16 protein-coding genes are annotated in these 25,297 nt (G+C 43.5%); 9 read left to right on the top strand and 7 right to left on the bottom strand.

Annotation, left to right across the window (positions count from 1 at the left end):
* Positions 1-138: 138 nt before the first annotated feature.
* From OC25_RS08970 to OC25_RS08940, 7 genes are all read right to left on the bottom strand, one after another.
* On the bottom strand, positions 139-2,412 hold the full coding sequence (locus OC25_RS08970; protein WP_052266082.1) for a GH92 family glycosyl hydrolase: 2,274 nt from the start codon (positions 2,410-2,412) through the stop codon (positions 139-141).
* Positions 2,413-2,427: 15 nt separating this feature from the next.
* Positions 2,428-3,945, bottom strand: coding sequence for a glycoside hydrolase family 28 protein (locus tag OC25_RS08965; protein ID WP_039474561.1), 1,518 nt, complete (start codon positions 3,943-3,945; stop codon positions 2,428-2,430).
* A gap of 16 nt (positions 3,946-3,961) precedes the next feature.
* Complete coding sequence (locus tag OC25_RS08960) at positions 3,962-6,172, bottom strand: alpha-N-acetylglucosaminidase (protein ID WP_039474560.1); 2,211 nt, start codon at positions 6,170-6,172, stop codon at positions 3,962-3,964.
* A gap of 1 nt (position 6,173) precedes the next feature.
* On the bottom strand, positions 6,174-7,409 hold the full coding sequence (locus tag OC25_RS08955) for an acyltransferase family protein (RefSeq protein WP_245221943.1): 1,236 nt from the start codon (positions 7,407-7,409) through the stop codon (positions 6,174-6,176).
* Between the two features lie 173 nt (positions 7,410-7,582).
* Entirely contained in the window at positions 7,583-9,253 is a 1,671-nt protein-coding gene (locus OC25_RS08950; RefSeq protein WP_039474558.1) for a RagB/SusD family nutrient uptake outer membrane protein, read from the bottom strand.
* 20 nt (positions 9,254-9,273) lie between these two features.
* Positions 9,274-12,312 carry a SusC/RagA family TonB-linked outer membrane protein gene (locus tag OC25_RS08945; protein WP_052266081.1) on the bottom strand — a complete coding sequence of 1,013 codons (3,039 nt, stop codon included), beginning with the start codon at positions 12,310-12,312 and terminating at the stop codon, positions 9,274-9,276.
* 61 nt (positions 12,313-12,373) lie between these two features.
* Positions 12,374-13,261, bottom strand: a complete 888-nt coding sequence (locus OC25_RS08940) for an inositol oxygenase family protein (RefSeq protein WP_039474556.1) — start codon at positions 13,259-13,261, stop codon at positions 12,374-12,376.
* Between the two features lie 483 nt (positions 13,262-13,744).
* Between OC25_RS08940 and OC25_RS08935 the strand changes: the two genes are divergently transcribed.
* From OC25_RS08935 to OC25_RS08895, 9 genes are all read left to right on the top strand, one after another.
* A complete protein-coding gene (locus OC25_RS08935; protein ID WP_039474554.1) occupies positions 13,745-14,752 on the top strand; it encodes a LacI family DNA-binding transcriptional regulator in 1,008 nt (335 codons plus the stop codon).
* A 120-nt stretch (positions 14,753-14,872) separates the two neighbouring features.
* Positions 14,873-16,501: a sodium/sugar symporter gene (locus tag OC25_RS08930; protein WP_039474552.1), complete on the top strand. Its 1,629-nt coding sequence runs from the start codon at positions 14,873-14,875 to the stop codon at positions 16,499-16,501.
* A gap of 33 nt (positions 16,502-16,534) precedes the next feature.
* Entirely contained in the window at positions 16,535-17,950 is a 1,416-nt protein-coding gene (locus OC25_RS08925) for a glycoside hydrolase family 28 protein (protein ID WP_039474551.1), read from the top strand.
* A 194-nt stretch (positions 17,951-18,144) separates the two neighbouring features.
* Positions 18,145-18,483: a hypothetical protein gene (locus OC25_RS08920; RefSeq protein ID WP_039474549.1), complete on the top strand. Its 339-nt coding sequence runs from the start codon at positions 18,145-18,147 to the stop codon at positions 18,481-18,483.
* A 33-nt stretch (positions 18,484-18,516) separates the two neighbouring features.
* Positions 18,517-19,692, top strand: coding sequence for a mannonate dehydratase (gene uxuA / locus OC25_RS08915; RefSeq protein WP_039474543.1), 1,176 nt, complete (start codon positions 18,517-18,519; stop codon positions 19,690-19,692).
* Positions 19,693-19,713: 21 nt separating this feature from the next.
* A complete protein-coding gene (locus OC25_RS08910) occupies positions 19,714-20,748 on the top strand; it encodes a LacI family DNA-binding transcriptional regulator (protein WP_039474540.1) in 1,035 nt (344 codons plus the stop codon).
* A 256-nt stretch (positions 20,749-21,004) separates the two neighbouring features.
* Positions 21,005-23,725: a GH116 family glycosyl hydrolase gene (locus OC25_RS08905; protein ID WP_052266080.1), complete on the top strand. Its 2,721-nt coding sequence runs from the start codon at positions 21,005-21,007 to the stop codon at positions 23,723-23,725.
* A gap of 7 nt (positions 23,726-23,732) precedes the next feature.
* Positions 23,733-24,314, top strand: coding sequence for a hypothetical protein (locus OC25_RS08900; RefSeq protein ID WP_052266079.1), 582 nt, complete (start codon positions 23,733-23,735; stop codon positions 24,312-24,314).
* Between the two features lie 145 nt (positions 24,315-24,459).
* A complete protein-coding gene (locus OC25_RS08895; protein ID WP_156131435.1) occupies positions 24,460-24,981 on the top strand; it encodes a contractile injection system tape measure protein in 522 nt (173 codons plus the stop codon).
* Positions 24,982-25,297: the final 316 nt, after the last annotated feature.

Raw genomic sequence — 25,297 nt, 5'->3', positions numbered from 1 at the left:
AGTAGAACGGAGATTTAGTACTGAGGCCCTGCTGGGCTGAAATACTTTATCAGGGATTGTAAAGACTTAAGCTAATGTGACAAACACAAAAAAAGTAAGCCATATGATATAGCCTCTTTCTACTTCAATAGCCTCGCATTAGTCGCCCATGTAAAAAATCAAACTGCCACCATTAATCAGTTGCTGATGGGTAATTTTATTTTTACGCAACTGCTTGCCGTTTAACGTAATCCGGCTAATGTAATTGGCATTTTTAGTCTTTTTTTGTGTTTTAATCAGCAATGTTTTACCGTTTTTGAAAGTTATGCTGCTTTGGTTAAACAACGGACTGGTCATCTGGTAAACGCCTGAAACCGGATCGACAGGGTAGAAGCCCAGTGCTGCAAATACATACCAGGCCGACATCTGGCCGGCATCATCATTGCCGCTCAAACCTCCTGGTCCATCGCTATATTCCTCTTCAAGAATACGCGTAACCTGTTGCTGTGTTTTGCGCGGCGATGCCGTGTAATTATATAAAAACGGAATCTGATGCCCGGGCTCATTGCCATGCCAGTATTCTTTTTTAGCAAATAAAGAATCTAACTCATTTTCGAGTTTTTTTGCTCCACCCATCAGTTTAAACAATCCGGGCATATCCTGCGGCACATAAAAAGTATATTGCCGCGGCGTACCTTCTGTAATGTAGGGCTCGCGGTGGTCGGCTTGGAAGGGGCTATACCAACTGCCGTTTTCAAATCTGCCCCTTACCATGCCCACAGCAGAGTCAAATACATTTTTATAGTTTAGCGCCCTTTTCATCAAAGCATCATAATCTGCCTTTTTGCCCAGGTTTTTGGCCACGGTGGCCAGTGCATAATCATCATAAGCATACTCTAGCGTACGGCTTACCTGCTCTTTGGTATGGAAAGCATTAACAACAGCATCCTCCATCGGAATATAGCCATATTTGAGGTAGCTGTTAATGGCGCGGCGGCCCTTGCCCTGAAGGTAAGTGGCCGAATCGGGCATTTGAAATGCATTTTGCCGCATCAGGCGGTAGGCTTCATTCACATCGAAACCGCGAATGCCCTTGTTATAGGCCGAGGCGAGAAAAGCAGTAGCATGATCGCCAATCATGGCTGCGGTATAACTGTTCCAACAGGGAAATATAGGTAACCAGCCCCCTTGCTGCCCCTTTAATACCAAAGCATTCGCAAAATCGCCAACCAGACCGGGGTTTAACAATTCCATTAAGGGCAATTGTGCACGATAAATATCCCACATGGAGAAATCATCGTAATAATTACCTTTTTGCATTACTTTTCTGGTATAATTGCCAGCAAATGCCGGATATCCACCGTCTACATCGTTAAATAAACGCGGATGTTGCTGCGCATGGTAAAGTGCGGTATAGAAAATCCGCTTATTTTTTTCAACCGGATCATTAATCTTAACCTGCCCAAGTGATTCTTCCCAAACCTGGCTTGTTTTGGCCACAACTGTTTCGAAACTGGCAGCATTAATTTCTTTTTCGAGGTTAAGCTTTGCTGCGGCTATACTGGTAAAAGAAGTTCCGGCGTAAATGCTGATGGTTTCGCCTTTTTGTATTTTAAAACCGAGGTAGGCACCCAGGTCTTTCTGGTTTTCGATGTTTTGGTTTGCAGATACCCGGCCTTCGCTGAATACGCCACTGATGGAGAAATTCTTTTTAATGCGGATAAAGAAATAGCCACTGAAACCAGCAGGCTGGCCCCAGCCCTGATAAATGCGATGAACGGGGTTGTATCCTGAAATTTCACCTTTCTGTCGGTCAATTTTAATATAGCCTTTAGCCTGATCGCTGTTTGGGGTAATTAAAAGGTAAACACTATCTGCTTTTTGCGCGGTAATTTTAATCAGGCCACAACGCAGCGTTGCGGTGGCTTCAGTTAGCAGGTTGTATTCGGGTAAATTGGTTTTGTAATAAGCGGGAGTAGCGATTTCGTCCTCATGGGTATAACTGGTAGCGTAATCGGTCGCACGGGTTTTAAGCTTACCCGAAATGGGCATAATGGTAAAACTGCCATAATCCTGTGTGCACGAACCGCTAATCCAATGGCTGGCCCTGATGCCGTAAAACTGCTTATTGTTGTAATAATAGGGGGCAAGGCATTTTTTTTCCGAAAGCTGTGTTTGAGGAGTCCATTGCGTCATGCTAAAAGGAGGGGCAACGGCAGGAATGGTATTGGCCAGCTGTTCACTTTTAGCTTCTACATGCTGACTGGCCAGTGTGGTACTGGCCGAGGTACCTGAAAAGGGTTGTACATAGCGGATCAGCGATTGCTGGGCAAATACCGAGCTGCTGCTAATTATCAAAAGAGATAAGCAGGTATAAAAAAGTACTGATTTAAGATTATGGCGCAACTGGAAAAATGACTTCAGGATTTTCATAACGGTAAAGATAAATTATGGCAGCGTTTTTACCGCCTCTTTTATATTGGCCGGTTGTTGGGTGTTTTTAATAGCTGTATGATCTGTTTTTTTCAAAATGATGGTATGGGGATTTTCAGATTGCGCTATTTCAAGCCCGTCTATGTTGAGGGTACTCACCTCATGAAAAACAAAAGCAGGTCTGAAGTCGGCTTCTTTGTAATTGAGTTTTATGTTTTTAAATGAAATACCCTTTACATGTCGTACGTAAAAACCCCAGGCTGGCAATTCCCCAAACATACTAAACTCGGGATAACCTGCTTCGTTTTCGGTTACCTGATCCAGCTGCTCTAGCGGAATGTGGGCGATAGATTTGGACGCACCGCCACCGTATGTAATTTCAATATTTTCGAGGTTTACATTTTCAATAAAATGGCCGGGTATGCCGGCAATAACCGCTGGTAATAAATTATGCGGGCCTGTTTTAGGAAGTGGTCCTTCAAAGGGGTAGCCGGCATCTGGTTTGGCATTTGGAATATCAGCTTTCAGATTCGCAATACGGATGTTCTTTACTGAGCTGTATTGAGCATCTTTATTGCGGTGACCGAGGCGGATAAAAACCGCGTTGCCCGTATACTTTGCTGTAACCCCTTCAATATCTACATCCTCAATAAAGCCCCCGTCTACAGCTTCGAGGGCAATAGCAGAGCGATAAGTATTGTAAACAGTTATATTTCTCACTTTAATGTTCCTGAAGCCTCCGTAAGAACCTGTACCAATCTTAAACCCACTGGCACTCGAACGGATGGTACAATTGGCTACGCTAATATTTTCACAAATACCTGGCCGCCCTTCCGATTTCAGGCAAATGCCATCATCAGCAGCATCGATATTGCAATTGGTAATGCTAACATTTTTGCTGTTTACCAGGTCTATACCATCGTTGTTCCAGTATTCGGTACTTTCTACGGTTACACTATCAATAATTATTTTATTGCATCCGGCAAAGTCCTGTACCCAGCCTGCGCTGTTTTTAATGGTAAGGTTTTTTACCTTAATTTCTTCGCAATCAGTAAAGGCAATTAAACGCGGTCGGTTATATTCTGACGGACGTTTAACCATCCAGGTTTCATCCTGTAAAGTGCCATCGTGCAGCAACTGTAATAAACTTTTAACGATTTCGCGGCCTCTGCCATTAATAGTGCCTTTGCCGTTTAGGGCAATATTATGCTGACCATTAGCCAAAATGAGCGCGGTTGCAGCGGCTTTGCCATAATCAAGCCGGTTGATACTGCCCAGCAATTCGGCACCTTCGTTCAGGTAAAGTTCAACACCCGATTTTAATTCAACCGGGCCGGTAACAAACTGCCCGGATGGAACAATTACACGTCCGCCTGATTTGCCGGCGGCATTAATTGTGGTTTGAATGGCTGTGGTATTTAAATGCTCCAATCCGGGTTTTGCGCCAAAATCAACAATGTTGAATGTTTTGGTTTGTGCATTAACCGCAAGGCCATAAAATAAACATATCAGGAATAAGGTCAGGATTCTCATGAAATTTAAATTAGGTTTACTGATGTGTTATACCCATGGTTTTACGGTATTTCTGATACATTTCAAGCGCAACATTCACCGGGTTTCCAATAGTTTTAGTCGGGTATTCTTTATGCTGGTTAACCCATTTCCATTCCCAATTGCTTACTTCTTCTTTAAAAAGACTGGCGTTAAAATCGCTTTGCTGGTTTAACGATTGCCGGGCACGGGTAAAGAAAAGCTGCCACCTGGGTTTATAAAAATCGCTTAACAAGCCACTCCATTGCCTGCAGGCATACTCATTTAAAGGGCTTTTGGCATCGCCCCAGAGGGTGATTAGGTCTTTGGCATTCATTTCATAAAGTGCTTTTTCGGCCGGAGTTTCTCCCCACTGCCTGGCTGCGCTAACCCATGGACCCAGCATAAAATCTTTTCGGGTAGCCAAAAGGCGGTCCATATCATCAATAAGCTGTATAAACTTGCCGCTTTCGGTATTAAAAGCAGCGAGGTCTTTTTTGCGGTAAGCCGCTACAATTTTTCTTTGTACAGGTAAAGCGTAATTAGCCATTACCTGCCGGGTTACATCAACCAGGTCGTATTGAAACCCATCGCTGTTTTTGCACAGCGGAGCTGCTTTTACCAACTCATCCCAGCCTGGCAGCAGATCTTTTTCGCGATAGTTTAAGGTAGTTTTTGCCCAGCGGGTTAGCGAATCGAAAGTAGGACGGGCCTGGATAATCGATTCGGCACCATCCCTGATGTATTTGTCGGCAGGTACATTATAAACGGTTTTTCGTAATATTTCCCAGCCTTTCAGCGCATTTGCATTGCTTTTTCCGTAGCGGTTGCGCACAAATTTGAGCAGCCAGCTATTCAGGTCAATAGGTTTGGTCTGCCAGGTATTATCCATCATCAGTTCGTAGAGTACGGGATTTTGTTCTATGCCTTCCATACTCAGACCTATGCCTTTCATTTTGCCGCTTTGCGGATTGTTAAGGGCCTCGGCTGGTGCGGTAGCCACCACATCCATCCTGCCGAACAGGTTGGTATTTCCTCCAAAATTGTGAAGCATATTCCAGATCCAGGGCTTGCCGTAAAAGCCTTGCGTCCGCTTCCAAACCGGTTCAATTTCGGTAGCCAGATCGAGCAAAATCATCTTGTCGTTGGGTACTGCATTGAGTAAGGCTTCGGTTTGGGCTTCTTTCCAGAATTTGCGGTCGCTGTAAAAAAGCCAACCCTGCATTACCCAAATGGCTTTCGGGTCGGCGGCCGACATACCATCGTATATCCGGGCGCTGAGATTGCCCAAATAGGCCGGATCGGCAGAAGGTGGTTCATTCTCATTAAAGGTATCGGCTGAGTAAAGGTGATCGGTACCCAAGAGTTCGGTTTGCTTTTGCAGAAATTGTTTTCCAATCTGCGCAAACATAGGATCTTCCGAATCGAGAATATAGGTATCTGCAAAGCCATTGGTCCAGTTGGTGGCTTTGAGCTTTGCCTGGGGGAATTTATTTTTAAAGGCTGCAGGTACATGGCCGGTAAAGGCCGGCAATACGGGTTTCATGCCCAGTGCGCGTTGGCGGGCTAAAATTTTCTTTTGCAGTTCGAAGTGGCTTTTCATCCAGGCAAGCGGGAGCGGACCTCCCCAACCATCGATGTTACCCATCCAAAACCACGAAAAATAGGCTGGCCCGGTAAAGAAACCTTTAAGATCTTCGTCAGAAAAGCCCATATCTTTATAAACAAGATACCAGGTATATTCCTCGCCGGTAATGGCAAGGGGCAGGTTAATGCCATGCAACGCCATCCAGTCAATTTCCTTTTCCCAGCGCGGCCAATCCCACCAGCTCATGCTGTAATTAAAGGTGCAGTAGTTTAAATAGTAACGGTAATCGTAGGGTGTTTCTTTCCTTATTTTCTTTTTTACTGCAGGAAGGGTAGCTGGCAGTTTTAAGTTGGTGCCATTCCAGGTAACCTGACAATGCGCATATTCGGTTAAATAGTAATAAAAAGCCGAAGCCAGGGCAACGCCGCTGCTGGCGCTCAGTACGATCTTATTGTTTCTGCTCTCAATTTCAAAAACATCTTTACCGTTTAAGCTAGGAATACTTTGGGTAACAAATGCCTGGTGCCTGGTGGGTAAAATGCGCGCAATAAGCTGGTTGGAGGCGCCCAGATAAGGTTGAGACCACAGGTTAGTCGTCAGCAGCATAAACACTACGGCCGGGAACAGTATTTTTATTTTCATATCAAATTTTTAGGAACCACTTTTTATCGAAGAGGAACTTTAAGCCAAACAATTGTATGATGAGTACGCCAGTCCATAAACCGGCCTGTTGCCATGCAGTTGGTATGGCATTAATAATTCCGCCAAAAAGGAAGGATGAAGTGGATTCGAAATTAAACAGGCCATGTGCACAAACATAAATTAAAATCGAATTGGTACCTATCCATACCATGGGCATACACCATTTTTGGTAATTGCGCACATCAATCAGGTAATAGAAAAGGGCAAACAGTAAAATGCTCCAACCGCCTGCAAAGAGTACGAAAGTGCTGGTCCACATGGTTTTGTTGATTGGGAAAAAGAAACTTCCGGCTACTGCGATTAACAGCAGTACAATTCCAGAAAGGATCAGATACCCTACTTTTTTTGCAGGATTGGGGCATAACGCTTTATCCTGCATAAATTTTCCGGTAAATATGCCCAGCATGGCCGAACAAATAGCTGGAAGGGTACTCAGCAGGCCTTCGGGATCGTAAACCGTGCGGTGTAGTTTTCCGGGAAGCAATAAGCGATCCAGATAGGCCGAAAGATTGCCTTCAGGTGTAAATATTCCGCTGCCAAAACCGGGAACGGGTACGTATTTCATCAACAGGAAATATCCGGCCAGAATAGACACAAACCAGATAATTTGTTTTTTAAGCGAGGTGTTGAGGTAAATTAAGGCAGCGAAAAAAGTGGCAAGGCCAATTCGGCCCAGTACACTGGCAAAACGGATATGCTCATAGCCTTTCAATTGCAGCATGCCATTAACCACTGCACCTAGTAAAATTAAAATCAGTGTTCTTCTAATCAGCGCGTAATAAATTTTACCTGTCGAAGCATTTCCGGTTTCTTTTTCGGTAAAATACTTTTGATAGGAAAAGGGCATTGATACCCCTGAAATGAAGATAAATAGTGGGAAAATGAGGTCGTAAAAGGTAAAGCCATTCCAGGGCGAATGATGGAGCTGGTTGCTGATGCCTACCAGTATCCTTTCGATCAGGGAAAGGTTTGGGTTGGTGGCAATGGTCCAGTTGTGCGGATCCTGTATCAATGCATGATCTTCCTTAATGCCATTGGCCAGCCCATGAAAAATACCTTCGCCGCTTACAATCCAGAACATATCAAAGCCACGTAAGGCATCAAGCGAAAGCAACCGTTTAGGTTTATCTGCTGGTTTTGCTGTAACAGGAGGCATGGTACTGCTTGGTTGATCCATTATTGAGGTGATGTTTTATTTTGGATGGTTTAATCAGACTTGTACAAATAGGATGAGCTTTATGTACACGTAAGATACGGATATTGTGCCACCCGGATGCTAATTAAGCAAATCCCCCCTCCAAAGTGGAGAGGGGAATAAAATTTTAATAACTTTTAAGCTAATGGTCAGTTTTAATAACCTGTGTTTTGTACCAATGTATTGTTGGTCGCCATTGCTGTACTTGGAATCGGGAATATACGGCGATAGGTATCGGTATTGGTTTTCGATAAACCATAAGCGTTTTCGAATTTCCCAAATCTGATCATATCGTTACGGTGCCAGGTTTCCCAGGCAAACTCTTTCGAACGTTCGTTATACAAAACATCTAAAGTGAGTGCAGTAAGCGGGGCAGATGTGGTGCGGTTACTTCTTACACTATTAACCAAACCTAGGGCAGTTGCGCCAAGGGTTGGTGTGCCGCCTCTGAATATGGCTTCGGCTTTCATTAATATAATATCCGAGTAACGGAACAAAGGCATATCGTTGTTTTGGTTGCGGTTGGTTGGATTGGTGTAATCGGCTAAAAATTTAATGTTGCGGTAACCGGTATTCCAGGCAATTTCATCTTTTCCTAAATCGTAGGAATTGGCGCCTAAACGCGAGCTGCTTAAAGGCGTTAAATTTAGCTGATAAACATAGGTTGCAGCCGGCGAACCACCTGTGTAAAACTGATCGTAGCCTAAATTGGTGGTGCTCACCATAATCGGGCTGCCATCCTGCCAGTATTGCGGGCCGGTAAGCCATTGTTTGTTTCTAATGTCGTTAGCATCGTTAAAATTGGCATAAAACTCAGTTGTGGTCATTCTTGGTCCGCTGGGCTTATTGTTGGCGAGGCCACTACCGCTGCTTTGGTTCATTACCGGGTTAGTAAACGAGCCTGGGGTTGAGCCCGAATACAGATAGCGGATGCCCAGGTTACGGTTCAGGTCGTAGCGGGCTAAAAACATATTACCCGAAGTAGTGGCAGCATCAAAAGGAATGGCAAAAATAAACTCTTTTTGCGAGGGCCCGTTGGTGGGGTAAAACATCTGCAGGTAGGTAGACATGGGTTCTATGGCATATAAACCCGAGCTGATCATTTGGTCGCAGGCCGCTATACAATCATCGTAACGCGCTGTGCCAGTGTAAACCGCTGCATTCAGGTACATTTTGGCCAGAATAGAATAAGCGAGGTATTTGGTAGGTAAACCATAAGTTGCCACACCGGTAGTTGATTTGAGGTAAGGTATAGCTGCTTTTAATTCACTTTCTACATAGGTAAAAACCTGTGCCCTTGGCGAGTTTGTTTTCAATTGGGTAGCACCATAAAGGGTATCTAAAGGTACATTGCCATATAAATCCATCATCATAAAATAAGCCATGGCCCGCATCGTTTTCAACTCTGCAAGGTTGGTGCTTTTTGCCGGACCAGTAGGCGCCGATTGGTTGATAATAGAAATGGTTTGGTTGGCGGTACCAATTATGTTGGTCAGATAAGACCATCCTGCAGCCACCCAGGCGTTATCTTTGGTCCAGGTGTGGCGGTGCAATTCCAGGTATTTGTTGCCGTCAATCCAATCAGAAGCAAAGATGGGCAATACCGACTCATCGGTAGAGCAGCTTTGTAAAAAGAAATAGGTTGTGGCATAATCGCTTCTTAAATTGATATATACCGGACCTGATGCCGAAGTTAACTGTGCTGCAGTTTGCGGATAAGACTCAGGGGTAAGCTCAGATGTAATGGGTACCTCCAGTTTTTGGCAGGAGCTGAATATCAATGCCCCACTTAGTGCACACAATATTCCAAATAATATCTTTTTCATGTTTTTAAAATTTATTCGTTTTAAAATGATGCGTTAAGGCCTAGTAAAAAAGTACGGGTTCTAGGGTAGAAGTTATTGTAATCTACACCCGGAGCAACACCGCCCTGGTTAATTTCCGGATCGATACCCTTGTAACCGGTAATGGTAAACAAGTTGTTGGTTGATACATAAACCCTGATGTTGTTTACACTCTTAATAGGGTTGCGGAAATTATAACCCAGGGTTGCATTATCCAGCCGTACGTAAGAGCCGTTTTCAATGTAACGGTCAGAGTAAAATGAGTTTCTGGTATCCGTTATTTTATCGTCGGCTGCGCTGTTTAAGATGTTATTTACCGTAGCGCCTGCTGTATAAGATAAATCGGCCCTTGTTGCGTTAAAGATTTTGTTGCCGAAAGTACCCCTAATAAATACATTCAACTCCAGGTCTTTGTATTTAAAGGTATTGCTCCAGCCCATTAACACTTTGGGTTGTGCACTGCCCAGGTAAAAGTAATCGGTACCAATACTTGGTGTAGTGGTGGTAGAACCATCGCGTTTATAAAACAACGAGTTTCCGCTGGCATCTTTACCTGCATATTTTAGCGAGAAGAACTGCCCAAGCGGGTAGCCTACTTTTAAGATTTGTAAAGTGGCATTGGTTTGTCCGGGGCCCTCAGGATCGGAATAACGGACAGAGTCGCCGCTTGAGTATGGGCCTTTTAAACTGGTAATTTTGTTTTTGTTGTAAGCGGCATTAATGGTGCTCGACCAGCTAAAATTTTTGCCCGTTACCGGCGATGCACTTAAACTTACCTCAATACCTTTGTTGTTAATGCTACCACCGTTTGCCCATATTGCTCCACCCGGAACAAGGGATGCTGAAACATTGTATTTGAAAAGCATATCGGTGGTATTTTTATCGTAAACATCTACACTACCGGTAATTTTGTTGTTCAGGAAGCCAAAATCAACACCAATGTTTTTGGTTGCTGTTCTTTCCCATTTCAAATCAGGGTTTGAACCTTGTATCGGTGCATAAGCCGCTGCCTGTACACCATTGTTGTAATAGGTACCGCTTATGCCATAAATTAACTGACCGGTATAGGCCCCAATACCCGAAGAGTTACCGGTAACTCCATAACTGGCACGGATTTTTAAATCGCTGATAACCGATTGACTTTTCATAAATTCCTCTTCGCTTACCCTCCAGGCCAATCCAATTGAAGGGAAATATCCCCATTGGTTGTTTTTACCAAATACCGAGCTACCATCACGTCTGATTGATCCCTGAAGCAAATATTTGTTTTTGTAATTGTAGTTTAACCTGAAAAAGTCTGATATCATCAATATCCGGCCGTAGGTAAGGTCGTTACCTAAATTAATGCGGTACGAAGAAATAGCATAAGGATTTCCTAACGATAGGTTAGAAAAACCGATGTAATCACTTGGGAAATTGGTGCTTGAGGTCTGGAAGCCATCTCCATAAACATTATCCTGGTAGGTATAACCCAATACAGCATTAATGCTATGATCGCCAATTTTCTTATCCCAGGTTAAAAATGTTTCGAGGGTTTTGGTCGTGTTTTCGTAGTTGCTGCGCAAAGCCGAACCATTGGTGCCAAATAAACCACCAATTAAAGTGTGGGCAATGCCAATACCCGGATCGGGATTGTTGTAAAAGTTCGATGTTGGGTATTTACCAAAATAGCTGCTGTAAAACTCGCCGTGGTTGGCAGTGGTTTTCTGGTAAGACAGGTTAAGGTTGTAGGTAAAACCAAAAGGTAATTTCACTTCGGTATTAAAACCGCCTAAAAGTACATTATATTTAGTTTCGTCCTGCGCATTGTCTGAGATGGCAATCGGGTTAAAATAGCCTGAGTTGTTCAGGTTTTCGAAATAGCTGCCATCGGCATTGTAAATCGGCGAAATGGGCAAACGTTTAGCAGCCTGTAGCAAAACAATGTTTTGTAAAGGCTCGTTTATTGATTTGCTGCTCGAGTTAGAAAGGTTCAGGCTAAACTTTACTTTATCGTTAAAGGCATATTGATCGACATTTAAACGGCCGATAATGCGGTTAAGTGAACTTTTAGATAAAATACCCTCCTTGTCAAAATAGTTAAGACTGGCGCTGTAATTACTGTGATCGGAACCACCGCTAAAAGAAAGGTTATGGTTTTGCGAAAACGCAGTAGAACGCTCAATCGATTTCATCCAGTCGGTATTGGCACCCAGATCGTCGTTTGGCGAGAAAGCTACTTTGTTGGCGGTAACGTAGGCCCTTAACTGATCGGCATTCATCAAATCGAGCTGACTGCTTATTTTTTCTGCAGCAGCATAACCGCTGTAAGCCAGCTGTGGTGCTCCTTTTTTACCGCGTTTGGTGGTAACCATAATTACGCCACTGGCTGCGCGGTTACCATAAATGGCTGTTGCTGCGGCATCTTTTAATACATCGATTGATGCAATATCTGATGGTGCTATGGCCGCAATATCTGCTCCGGGAATCCCATCAATTACATAATATGGTGCTCCCGGGCTATTTACTGTCGATGCACCGCGCAAAATCACCGCTGCAGGTTTATTCGGGTCGCCACTGGCACTGATATTCATACCCGCTACCTTACCTTGTAGTAACTGGCCAACATCGGCTATGGCACCTTTGTTTAATTCTTCGGGTTTTACTGAAGTAATGGCACTCGATAGTGTTTTTCGGGTACTTTTACCATAACCTACCACCACTACATCGGTAAGCGATGCGGTAGCCTCGTTTATAGTTACATTGTAGTTAGAGCCTGCACCAATAGTGAGTTCTTTAGGCTCGTAACCCATAAAGGTGAAAACTAATTTGTCGCCCGTTTTAGCGGTTATACTAAATGCGCCCTTGTCGCCGGTAACAGTTACCTTGTTGGTCCCTTTTACCGAAACAGAGGCCCCAATTATAGGCATATTGGCGTTATCCAATAAATTACCGGTAATTTTTCGTTCAGTTTGCGCAAAGGCAACATTGAACGATTGGCTGATAAACAGAAAGAGCAAAATAATGCAGCCATAATTTAAGCTTTTGAATTTTGATTTCATGATTCGTGTAGCATTAGGTTCATAATTTGGTTTGTTAGTTTGGTATATTAATATTTGGTTTTTAAAACTTAATGCTGGCAGGTAGATATTTGGCCACAAGCGCCTCGTAATATGGCTTTAGCTCGGCCCAGCTTTTTTGGTTGGGGTTCTTCGAGTACAGGTCGTAGGGGTTAAAAAGCCTTACCCATTTAAACATTTCGTGGTCTTTCTTGCTCATTAAATGATCGTAAGCATTTTCACGGTGCTGCGCATAAAAAGAGTGGTACCTAAGCATGTACAAACCCGGTTCAGGGATGTAGGGCTTCATCATGTGGTACACATATTCATCGTGGCCCCACGACATGTGTACGTTATCCAAGCCGCAGTTTTGGCTATATACACCCAGTTTGGTTTGGTAGGTAGGGTTGTTAATATCAGGATTGAGCTGAAAGAACTCGGGGTACACAATTTTGTCAGAATAGGCACAACCTACCGGAAAAGTATCGCCCACTACAGCCCACTGTGGCTCACCGTACAGACAAAGTACTTTGCCCATATCATGTATCAGGCCAACCAGCACCATCCAATCGGGGTGACCATCGTTGCGGATGGCTTCTGATGTTTGTAAAAGATGCTGCATCTGGTCCAGGTCTGTATCCGGGTCAGAGTCATCAACCAGTTTATTCAGGAAATCAAAGGCACTCCAAATAGGCATTTCTTCCTTGTCAAATTTCAGGTATTCAGCCTTTTTCTGCTGCACAAAATCATAGGTCTGGTAAGTGTGGTTTAATTTGTAAAATTCCTTTACGCCATCTTTCTCCGTTTCTTCGTAGTTTCTGAATTGCTCTTCTTTTTTATCCGCGTTAATGGTTGTTGGATCGGGGTAGCGGATTAAGATATCCTCTTCCCATTGGTCGAGATTTTTCAATGGATTTTGATTGTCCTTCGAAAGTGTGTTTTCGTTACTCATAAGACTAGAAATGATTTGGTTAAAAAATATGCTTTGGTTGTATAAAGTTGAGTTTTTGAAAATTTAAACTTTTATGTTTGGCCAATTTTATTTACTTAAACGATTACGTAAATTTTTACTCTTTGTTTGTTATTAGTTGATATACAGTATTTTAGCTTGATTTTGTTCTGATGGAGCTGAAGTGTACATCTGCTGAAATAGAAATGTTAAATAACCGTTATTGTTACGATTATTTTGTATTTTCGTATAAACGGATCGGATTTGTTGCAGGCAGCAACCAGCCCGTTATTGATAACCAAATAGTTTACCCTGTAAAAGAAATGCAGCAAATTTAACCCAATGCATTTTAAGTTTTTCTGTTTTTGACCAGGCCTCAAAACATGCATGGCAGTTGAGTGGCTGGTGCTGCAAAAAACAGGGCGATAAGCGGTGTGGTTATCGGTAAACCAAACAAGAACTAACAATACTTAAGGAGATTTAAAGATGTCGGGAGAGGTGAATATCAAAAGGCTTGCGCAGGAGTTGAATATTTCTATAGCCACAGTTTCGAAAGCGCTTAACGATAGCTATGAAATTAGCTTAAAAACAAAAAACCGGGTGTGGACACTGGCCAAAGAACTGAACTACACCCCAAACCCGGCGGCGAGTAACCTCAGAAGCAATAAAACCAAAACCATTGCGGTGATTATTCCCTGTGTGGCCAATAACTTTTTTTCGCTGGCCATTAAAGGAATCGAAGAAATTGCCCGGCAATACGGTTACCATGTACTTATTTACCAAACGCACGAAGATACCGAAATGGAAATGTCGTTTACCAACAGCCTGCTCAACGGCCGTGTGGATGGGATTTTAACATCCGTATCCAGTAACGAATACAATAATGAGTATTACAAGAACCTGGTTAACAAAATTCCCATGGTATTTTTCGACCGGGTTTACGAAGAGCTCGATACTTTTAAAGTAACTACCGATGATTACCAGATTTCGTACACCGCTACCGAACACCTGATTGAACAGGGCTGTACTAAAATTGCCTATTTGTATGGGCTCGAAAAGCTGCCTGCGGGCAGGGCCAGGTTTTTGGGCTACTGCGATGCGCTGCAGGCACATGGTTTGTTAGCGGCCGAAGACCTGGTAGTGCATTACAGCGAAGATGAAGCAAATAACCTGCAAAATATCAAAACCCTTTTTCAGCAGCAGGCACCCGATGCGCTTTTCTCATCGATAGAAGAATTTATTATACCGGCTTACTCAGCCTGTCAGGAATTACAGTTGCAGATCCCAAAGGATGTTAAAATCCTGAGTTTTTGCAACATGAGTTCGGCCAAACTGCTTAACCCTTCGTTAACCACCATTACACAACCCGCATTCGAAATCGGGAACGAGGCGGCCAAATGCCTGTTTAAGGTTTTAAATAAAAGGGGAATTGGCGATGATAAAGATATTGTATTGCAATCAACATTGATTAAAAGAGCTTCTACAGGTGGGTAATTAGGGTATGTTTTGAGGGCTGTAATCCGAAAACGTTTACGTAATTAAATAAAAGCAACAGGCCTTTAACGTTGGGAATTTTTTCTGAATTTTAAAAAAACCAAATATAATCATCCCTTTATGAACCACCTTTCTGTGCTCGATTGTACCGTATTTTTCATCTACTTTATTATTGTATCGGCCTATGGCTACTGGGTTTACCGCAGTAAAAAGCAAAAGCAAACCGATACCAAAGATTATTTTCTAGCAGAGGGTTCACTTACCTGGTGGGCAATTGGCGCATCGATAATTGCGTCAAATATTTCGGCCGAACACTTTATTGGCATGTCAGGTTCGGGCTTTGCCATGGGGCTGGCCATTGCCAGTTACGAATGGATGGCTGCAGCCACACTGATTATTGTTGCGGTGTATTTTCTGCCCATTTATCTGAAAAACAAGATCTATACTATGCCGCAGTTTCTCTCAACGCGTTATAACAATACGGTAAGCACTTTAATGGCTGTTTTTTGGTTGCTCGTGTATGTGTTTGTGAATTTAACTTCTATTTTCTTTCTGGGGGCCATTGCCATCGAAACCATTACCGGCATTCCTTTTAATACTTGCATTGTATTTCTGGCTATTTTTTCGGCCATTATTACCCTTGGGGGGATGAAAGTAATCGGTTATACCGATGTAATTCAGGTGTGTGTGCTGGTGATTGGCGGATTGATTACCTGTTACATGGCTTTAAAACTGGTAGCCGAGAAACTCGATACGCACACCGTGCTGGGGGCGCTGCCACTTTTAAAAACCGAAGCATCCGATCACTTTCACATGATTTTTTCTAAAGGGGATAAATTTTACAATGAGCTGCCGGGCATTGCGGTGCTGGTTGGTGGCCTTTGGATTAATAATTTAAACTACTGGGGTTGCAACCAATACATTGTACAGCGGGCCTTGGGTGCCGATTTAAAAACAGGAAGGAGCGGTTTAATTTTTGCCGCTTTTCTAAAATTACTCATTCCGGTAATTGTGGTTATTCCGGGTATTGCAGCTTTTGTATTGTATCAGCGCGGCTATTTTCAAGCCGAAATGCTTGATGCAGCTGGCGTGGTTAAACCCGATCATGCTTACCCGGTACTGATGAATTTATTGCCTGCAGGCATTAAAGGATTGGCTTTTGCAGCCTTAACTGCCGCTATTGTGGCTTCACTGGCCGGAAAATCGAATAGTATTGCCACCATATTCACGCTCGATATTTATAAAAAATACATCAAACCCGAAGCATCCGAACGCAGATTGGTTGCCGTAGGACGCTGGTCGGTGGTAGTGGCTTCGCTTATTGCCATTGTGGTGGCACCTACCTTAAGGAGTTTCGATCAGGTTTACCAGTTTATACAAGAGTATGTAGGTTTTATTTCACCGGGAATATTTGCCATTTTTCTGCTGGGCTTTTTCTGGAAAAGAACCACCTCACGCGCCGCGCTTGCTGCTGCCCTGGTAACCATCCCTTTGTCCATTTTGTTTAAGTTCCTGCCAACCCTGAGCAATGGCTCAATTGCTAACATCCCATTCCTTAACCGGATGTCGTGGGTTTTTGGTATCGTTATTTTACTGATGGTGGTGATTACCTTAACTGATCCGAAGAGTAAGGATAACAAGCAGGGGCTCGAGGTAGACCGTTCTATGTTTAAGGTTACCCCGGCATTTGCTGTATGTTCGGTTATTATCTGTGGTATTCTGGCAGCGCTTTACATTGTGTTCTGGTAAGCTGTTTTATTAATCAAAGTCAATTCAACAATAATGAAAATTAAAGTATTCATTGTGCTTGCCCTGCTGTTTTCCGTAAGGGTAGTTGCACAGCAACAGTATAACATTATAAAATTCGGAGCCATTGGCGATGGGAAAACCAACGATGCAGTGGCTATTCAGAAGGCCATTAATGCCTGCAGTGCTGCTGGCGGCGGCCAGGTGATCGTACCTTCAGGCCATGTGTTTTTAAGCGGACCCTTTGATTTAAAATCTTTTGTTGAACTGAGGGTAGAAGGAGGTGCTAAAATTCTAGCTAGTCCAGATGAGAGCCTGTACACCAAAAGTGCCTTCCGCGAAAATAAGGGTGAGGGTACCATTTGGATTGGCGGCGAAAAGCTGGAGCAGGTGAGTGTTACCGGCACGGGGGTAATTGATGGAAATTGCATTTCTTTTATGGGCGAAGAACTGAGCGATTCTTATGTATTGAAACCTTTTAATATTGTAGATCCGCGTCCGCACCTGCTTACTTTAATCGATTGTAAAAAACTAAATATAGATGGGGTAACTTTTCAGAATTCGGCTTATTGGACAGTTCATTTGGTGGGCTGCAACGATGTTTCCATTTCGAACATTACCTTGTTAAACAGCATCAAAATACGAAATAGCGATGGTATTGATTTGGATCACAGTAAAAATGTACGGATCAATAACTGTTATATCGAATCGGGCGATGATTGCATTTGCCTTAAAAACCGCCGCGAATATGAAGAATATGGTGCCTGCGAAAATATTGTGATTAGCAATTGCACCATGACTTCGAGTTCCTGTGCCATTAAAATCGGGTCAGAAAATATGGATCGCATTAGCCATGTGCTCATCAACAACTGCAATATCCGCAACAGTAACCGAGGCCTGGGCATTCAGAACCGTGATGAAGGAACAGTAAGCGATGTTATTTTTTCGAATTGTCTGGTCGAATCGAAGTTGTTTTCCGATGTTTGGTGGGGCAAAGCCGAGCCCATTTACATTACAGCCTATCCACGTGCTACTGCCAATAACAAAGATGCTGGCTGGCGTTTGCCCAAAGGCCAAACCAAAGGCAAGGTAGGAGCGGTTAGCAATATTTATTTCAGTAATATCCGTTGTACGGGCGAAAGTGGCGTGTACGTTAGCGGCGAAAGCAAGGATAAGATTTCCAATATTTACTTCGATCAGGTAAGTGTACTCCTCAATAAAAGTACTAAAGAAACCGGTGGGGTATACGATCGCCGGCCAAGCAATGTAGAAGGCCTGGTAAAAAGCCCGATAGCGGGATTTTACTTCGAGAATACAGGATACATCAGTTTAATAAACAGTTCAGTAACCTGGGGAACACATAAACCTGTTTATGCGGGTAAAGCCCTCGAACAAAAGAATACAGCCGAAACCCGCGTGGTAAATTTCCATGAAAGTAAAATGGTTGAATAGTGCTGATTGTAAAGAAAAAGTGACGAAGTGGGAGCCGATTTACTTAAACGCTTTAGTAAGTATTTAATCGAATAACTTAAACGTTTACGCAAATAAATAGCCCGAATTTAGATTTAACAACCCAAATTTTTTAACAACTTAGCCCAACAGTAGTGCTGTTTAAAGCGTTTATACTGTGTATTTATTGGTTTGAGATGAAAAAAACTATAAACGTGTTGGTCGATTTATTTGGGCAGTCGATTATTGAACTGCCGGTTACCTACACCATTAGCACAGACGAAGCCAGACCCACCGAAGCGATGGTAATCTGCAAAATTACGCTGGCTGATGAGGATGTTCCCGGGTGGCTTTACGCCCGGAATTTCAGTTTCTTTTTCTCACAAACCGATAACGCCAATGGCTCAACACTCTCTATTTGCAGGGCTGCCGGAAAACAGAATGTTTACTATGAACAAATGCTCAACGTAGTTTCCGATTATATCTGGTTAAAGGAATTTTATCCGAAAAAGCAGGAAAACAAAGTGCTGTGCTAAAACCGGTCGCCTTCTGATTATCCAAATTGATTTATGACAACCCAATATAAAAAATTAGAACAAACCTGGCGTTGGTATGGCCCCAACGATCCGGTAAGCTTACAAGATGTAAAACAGGCTGGCGCAACAGGTGTGGTTTCGGCTTTGCACCATGTTCCGCATGGCGAAATATGGACAGTTGCCGATATCATGGAGCGCAAATCAATTATCGAAGCTGCAGGCTTAACCTGGTCGGTAGTAGAGAGTGTTCCGGTGCACGAGGCCATTAAAACCCGCAGGGCAGATGCCGGCCAATATATCGAAAACTATAAAACTTCGCTACAAAACCTGGCAAAGTGTGGCTTGAAAACCATCTGCTATAACTTTATGCCGGTGTTGGACTGGACGCGGACGCAGCTTGATCTTGAAATGGCAGACGGTTCGAAAGCACTCTATTTTAACTGGATAGATCTGGCCATTTTCGACCTGTATATCTTAAAAAGACCAAATGCCGAAGCTGATTATCCTGCTTCAGTTCTGACCCGTGCCAAAGAACGTTTTAATACACTCGATCAGCAAGCATTGGATGCACTGCGGGTGAATGTGTTGATGGGCATTCCGAACGAAAAGGAAATTGAACTCGAAACGCTTCAAAACAGTATTCAGGAATACCAGGCCATAGGTTTTGATGGTTTAAGGGCCAACCTGGTTTATTTTCTATCAGAAATTGCCGGTGTTTGTGAAGCAGAAGGTATTAAAATGACCATCCACCCCGACGATCCTCCTTATCCCATTTTGGGCTTGCCGCGAATTGCCAGCACGGCAGATGATTTTAAATTTATACTGCGCAGTGTAGATCAGCCTTTTAATGGGGTATGTTTTTGCACGGGCTCGCTGGGCGCAGGGGTAGACAACAATGTGCTCGAAATTTTTAATGTGGTAAAATCGCGTACCTACTTTGCACACCTGCGTAATGTTACTAAAGATAGCGACGGAAGTTTTTACGAAGCCGACCATTTAGGTGGCGATGTAAACATGTACGAAATCATGAAAGCATTGTCAGAAGAAAATGCATTGAGAGCTACTGCCATTCCTTTCAGACCCGACCACGGTCACCAGATGCTCGATGACCTGGGCAAACAAAGTAACCCGGGTTATTCTGCCATTGGCAGGTTGAGGGGCCTGGCAGAATTGCGTGGTTTGGAGTTGGGTGTAACCGGAAACTATTAACAAGCCAATCATTCATCAGCCATGCAGCAAAAGGTATCGATAAAAGACATTGCAAACCATGTTGGCACTTCCATTACGGCAGTATCTTTTGTAATTAATGGTAAGGCCAAAGAGAAATACATCAGCGATAAATTAGCTGCAAAAATACGCAAGGCTATTGATGAGCTGGGCTATCAGCCAAATTTGCTGGCGCGGAGCCTGAGAACCGGAAAGTCGAATATTATCGGCTTTCTGGTTGATGACATTTCAAAACCTTTTTTCTCGGGCCTGGCCAGGGCAATAGATGAAAAGGCTGCCGTTCATGGCTATAAGATTATCTTCAGCAGTACAGGAAACGACCGTGAAAGAACAACCGAAATCCTGAATATTTACCAGGAAAGACGGGTTGATGCTTATGTTGCCGCCCTTGCCGAAGGTTTAGAAAACGAAATTGGAGGCCTTATTGGTGGTGAAGCACCGGTTGTACTTTTTGACCGTTACCTGCCCGGGCTTGATGCCGATTATGTATTGACTGATAATTTTTGGTCGACCGCTGCCGCCACACAACACCTGCTTGATAATGGTTTCGAAAATATAGCTTTTATTACTATCGATACGCTGCAGCAGCAAATGCTAGATCGCCTGCGCGGATATACTGAAGTGATCGATCGGTCGGGGAAAAAGCAGGAAGTACTGAAAATCAAATACCAGGATTCGGAACATGCCACACAACTAATTAAAGCCTTTTTACAAAAAAACTCACATTTAGATGCCGTAATTTTTGCGGCCAACTACCTCACTATGGATGGGCTTAAATTATCGCGTACCGGCGATGAAGGGCTGCTTCAAAGCAAAGGGGTAATCTCTTTTGATGATTTTGAACTGCTTGAGTTTATCAGGCCATCCATTACGGCGGTAGAGCAACCCATCGAAGCTATAGCCGAAAATATTATTCAGCTCCTGCTTAAAAAACTAGCTGGTGGCGCTACAGCCAAAACGGCCAAACCCGTGGTAATTAATCTGCAGGCCAAATTAAATGTAAGGCAATCGAGCAAACCCCAAAATGCTCAATCTTAAGACATATCGCCCCGCTGCTTCCCCCATTAAATGATATTGCTATACTATTAAGCTAATTTGTCAAAAAAAAGATTTCTCAGCAGAGATCATTACCTTTAATTGTGAGGTAATGACCCAATTGTCGTTTAATCACGGTCATCTCAAATAATTTTTAACCAAATAGAAAGATTTAGCAGCTGCGTGTAGCTTTGGGGCTGGGTTGCTGAATAATGGGGAGCACTTGGTGTATCTCCGGTTTTGCAAAGCAAGATATTCAATGGAAAATCAACCATCAGGACGCCGTGCGTTCATTAAAAAGACTGGTTTACTGAGTATAGGCATCATGGTTGCCAGATTTCCGGTATGGGGGAGTAGTGTATTCGCTGCAGGCTATCCAAAACACAATATACCTGCAGAAAAAAATATAGATCCCAAATGGATCGCTACCCTGTACAAGCGGAGCACTGCCACCGCCTACAAGAAAAGCAAAAATGAACTACGCTATATCGGCATGCCCGTTGGCGGACTTCACGCCGGTACTGTATATGTTGGTGGCGACGGGCGTTTATGGCTATGGCAGATATACAATGAAACCTTCGAAGGTGCACAGGAAGGGATAGAACCCAAAATCGTAAACTGGAACGACGGTACTACGGTACGAAAAATAAGGCCCAGAGATGGATCGGCCTACATAGAACCTGCAATTGCCGATAATAAACGGATACTCGATCAGGGTTTTGCGCTAAAAACCACTGTTGCCGGTAAAACCATTATAAAAGAACTTAGTGCCGACCACTGGGATGAAGTCATATTTACCGGTTCCTATCCCCTTGCTGATATTGTGTACACCAGCAAGGATTTTCCCCTCGAAGTAAGATTGAAAGTATATTCGCCTTTTATCCCGCTTGATGCGGAGAAATCGGCGTTACCCGCTACCATACTCCGTGTTCAGGTGCTCAATAACAGTACTAAGGCACTTCCGGTTGATTTAATTGGCTGGATGGAAAATGGTGTAAATAAAGTGAGTGGCAAACCTGGCTCTGGGAGTAAAACCAATACCGTAAGTTTTGGCGCTGCATCGGTTGATATTGTTTCGGGTTTTACCACTACCGATGTCAACCTGAGCAATGCCAGTGATCATGGTAGCATGTGTTTTACCTATCATGGCAACGGAGGCAAAGCCAACCCCGCACTCGATCCCTGGCCGGTTGAAACTGTCGATTTTAATCAGTCGAAAGCCCAAACTGCAAAGGTTGATGGAGACGAAAAGCTCGTTGGAGGGATCAGCCTATCGCAGATGCTGGCACCGGGAAAAACCATGCAGGCAGATTATTCAATAAGCTGGCATTTTAACAACGTAAACCCGAAGCTTAAAAAACTGGTTAAAGATGCAGAACAAGGCTATCATTATGCCAGCCGGTTTAAGGATGCCAGGGCAGTATCGGATTTTATTAAAACTAATTTTAATGAGCTTACCAGCGGTACAGAACTTTGGAACAATACCTGGAATAGTTCTACCCTGCCACATTGGTTTTTAGAACGTACCTTTCTTAATATTGGCACTTTGGCTACAGCCAATACCTACCGTTTTGCCAGCGGCCGTTTTTGGAGTTGGGAGGGGGTGGGTGCCTGTGCCGGAACCTGTACACATGTTTGGCAATATGCCCATGCCATGGCCAGGATTTTCCCTTCACTCGAACGCGACCTGCGCGAAAGGGTAGACCTTGGCATTGGTTTCGTTAAAGATACCGGCGCCATTATTTTCAGGGGAGAGAACGAGACCAGGCCTGCTATCGACGGACAGGCGGGTACAATTTTACGTTTCTACCGCGAACACCAGATGAACCGCGATGATGCCTTTTTAAAAACAAACTGGGCAAAAATAAAACTCGCCGTACAGTTTATGCTGGCGCAGGATAAAAACGGCGACGGCATGACCGATACGCCCATGGAAAATACCCTGGATGCGGTGTGGGAGGGAGAAATTGCCTGGATAGTTGGTTTATGTATCGCGGCTGCAAGTGCTGCCCAGGCCATGGCTACCGAAGTTGGCGATACCGATTTTGCCGCGCTATGCAAAGCCTATGTAGAAAAGGGCCGCAATAATATGGAACGCGAACTGTTTAACGGCGAATACTTTATCCACCGGCCTGATGCTGTTCAGGGAAGAAAAAAACTGGGTTCTTACAATACCTGCCATATCGATCAGGTGTATGGGCAGAGCTGGGCCTTTCAGGTAGGGCTGCCGCGCGTGCTCGATGAAAAGAAGACCCGCAGTGCACTTCATGCGCTCTGGAAATATAACTTTACCATGGATGTTGGCCCCTATATTAAAACGCATATCGGTGGCCGGCCATATGCGTTGAGCGGAGAGGGTGGTATGGTAATGAATACCAATCCGCATAATGAAGAAGCGCCATTTGGCGAAGATGTAAGCTGGCAGCTTGGTTATTTTCATGAGTGTATGAGCGGATTTGAGCATCAGGTGGCTGCCCACATGATGGCTGAAGGCATGCATGAAGAAAGTCTGATCCTCACCAACAGGATTCATGACCGCTACCATGCTGCCAAACGAAACCCTTACAACGAGATTGAGTGCAGTGACCATTATGCCCGCGCCATGGCCAGTTACGGTACTTATCTCAGCGCTTGCGGTTTCAGTTACCATGGTCCCAAAGGGATAATTGGTTTTGGTCCTAAGTGGAACAAGGAAAATTTTGCTGCTGCCTTTACAGCTGCCGAAGGATGGGGGAGTTATAGACAGAAATTGCAGGGATCCGCTCAGGTACATCAGCTCCAGCTCAAATATGGTACATTAAGGTTAAATGAAATCCGGTTAGAAAAAATCGCAAAGCTCGATCCAAAGCGCGTTAAAGTTAACCTGATGGGGAAAATTATTAATGCGGTTATAGCTGGTAAGGGTGAGCAGTTCAATATCAGATTGGCTCAGGAAATAACCATTCAAAAAGGTCAGACACTCGAAATTTCAATTAGTTAAGAACAGTATGGATAAGTTCAAAAAAATAAAACAGTCAGGATTCATGGGCTTGCTGGTCTGTGCCATCTGGCTTGCCGCATGTACAGGTAAAACCGGCACAAATAAAAACGAACAAACAGCTGACTGGAAAACTGAATTTAGAAAGAAATTACCTCTCCTTGGCCATCGCAACTGGATTCTGGTGGTAGATAAGGCTTTTCCCTTGCAGCAATCGGCAGGTATGGAATATATTTATGCCCCCGAAGGTATGGAGGCGGTGTTGCGCGAGGTGATCCTGGGGATCAAAACAGCTGAGCATATAAAGCCTATTATTTACCGCGACAGGGAGCTCGAATTTGTTAAACCGCTCGTTGGCGCTAAAGCAGATCAGTTAATTCAATCTACCCAGGCCATCTTAAAGGGAACTGCAGTTAATACCATGCTGCACGATTCTGTTTTTAAGCAACTTGATCGCGAAGCCGGACTTTTTAAGGTGCTGGTAATCAAAACCAACGAAACTGTACCTTACAGCTCAACCTTTATCAAATTAGATTGTGGTTACTGGGATGCAGCTAAAGAGGCAGCAATGCGTAAAGAAATGACCAGATAAAAATGGTGTTTCTAGCTGTTTTTTGTTTTTGAGGGCTGTGAAATCATTAATCTGATGAGAAAGCAGGTGAGATTTCATTAAATTAAGGAGATCTTTCCGTATTTTTAATGCAGATCAGAACAGGTCAATAATTTTAGCTCTACAGATGTTATTAACGCCCCATACACTAGCTGTAAAAAATGCAGGATTAGTTTTATTGAACAATTATCTACCCATGCTTTTCGAAAGGCTTGGCCTGGTTACCCAACAAAAGTCTTTTACCGATCTTGCCAGTCAGTCCAAAGCCGTACAATATGCCCAGTTTGTGGTAACAGGCTTATCTGTTACTGCCGAAGAATTACTTCCACTCAATAAAATACTTTGTGGCTTGCCGTTGGCGCAGCCTGTGCCCGAAGAAATTGATATTGCCGAAGATCAAAAGCAATTAATTAACGGATTGCTCCGTGCAATGATTGGCCATTGGCCCGTTATTGGCAATACTTCAATTGATGGTTTCAGAGGAAACTGGCTGGTTCGCGACGGGCAGCTAACTGAACAGGAAACGCACTGGCAGTTGCTTGTTGAAAAACGTGCCTACGATTTGCTACTGGATAAATCGCCCTTTACATTTTCGATAATTAAATATCCATGGATGCCGAAGACCCTTCAGGTAACCTGGATTTTTTAAAACAATAGTTAAGTCGCAGATACTATTTTTTTACCACCTAAGACATGTAAGGTCAATTAAGACTGTATATGCATTTATTTGCCTTATATGGTTAACTATCGCGCAATTTTTTTTCACCACCTGAGACATGTAAGCGCACCTAAGACTATATGCACTTATATGTCTTATATGGTTAATTATTATGCTAATTTTTCGCCCACCTAAGACATATAAGCGCACCTAAGACTATATGCACTTATATGTCTTATATGGTTAATTATTATGCTAATTTTTCACCACCTGAGACATGTAAGCGCACCTAAAACTATATGTACTT

This window comes from Pedobacter kyungheensis, from assembly GCF_000812965.1.
Classification (GTDB): Bacteria; Bacteroidota; Bacteroidia; order Sphingobacteriales; family Sphingobacteriaceae; genus Pedobacter; species Pedobacter kyungheensis.
The sequence above is the reverse complement of the archived record's forward strand: the minus strand, read 5'-3'. Positions and strand labels throughout refer to the sequence as shown.